Origin of the sequence: Bradyrhizobium hipponense (assembly GCF_008123965.1) — a bacterium.
Taxonomy (GTDB): Bacteria; Pseudomonadota; Alphaproteobacteria; order Rhizobiales; family Xanthobacteraceae; genus Bradyrhizobium; species Bradyrhizobium hipponense.
Map to the genome: position 1 here is coordinate 1 of NZ_VSTH01000312.1, position 783 is coordinate 783.

General features: G+C 61.7%; 1 protein-coding gene. It reads right to left on the reverse strand.

Annotated elements, in window-relative coordinates; genetic code table 11:
- Positions 1 to 273 precede the first annotated feature (273 nt).
- Positions 274 to 582, reverse strand: coding sequence for a 50S ribosomal protein L28 (gene rpmB, locus FXV83_RS42265; protein ID WP_148745892.1), 309 nt, complete (start codon positions 580 to 582; stop codon positions 274 to 276).
- Positions 583 to 783 lie beyond the last annotated feature (201 nt).

Here is a 783-nt window from a genome sequence, read left to right on the forward strand (position 1 = left end):
GGTCTTCGTCGTATGCGTACGGAGCACCGCTCCTCCGATAGCTGAACACACAATTGCGTGGCGTCGCAGTCTGCCCGTAGCCAGCCCCTGTCTAGCAACTATTACTTGTAGTTCGTTGTACCTTATCCAAAACGAGGCGTTGCGAGATAGGCTATTTTCGTGACTTCACAACAAAAACGGCCGGATCTTCCGATCCGACCGCTACACAAAACTCTACTGGCTAAGCCTACGCCACGCGACGCAACTTAGCCCCCGCCCATTCCGAAAATTCGCTTAGCTCGCCTGCTTCTCGGGCTGCGCTTCGCCGACCTTCTTCTGGATCGCGCGCTTCAGCTCGAGGGCGCGGGGCGACAGGACGTCGGCCTTGACCTTGAGCATATAGGCGTCGAGGCCGCCATTGTGGTCGACGCTCTTGACCGCATTGGTGGAGACGCGCAGGCGCACGTTGCGACCCAAGGCTTCGCTGATGAAGGTCACGTTGACCAGGTTCGGCAGGAAGCGGCGCTTGGTCTTGATGTTGGAGTGGCTGACCTTGTGGCCGACCTGGGGGCCCTTGGCCGTCAGTTCGCAGCGGCGAGACATGGCTTCAAATCCTCAATCTTTCCCCCAACGATGTGCGGCCGCCATCCGGGGCGCCACGGGGGCAAATTCTCTGTCCTTGCAGGGAGCGGCGGACGTATAGGGGGGAAGCGGCGGGACGTCAAGGCGACGGGCCGGTTTTGGCCGGTCTTCCGGGGCGCAGCGCGAACCCGGGATCTCGGGCGGCGGCGGAGGTGTACTCCC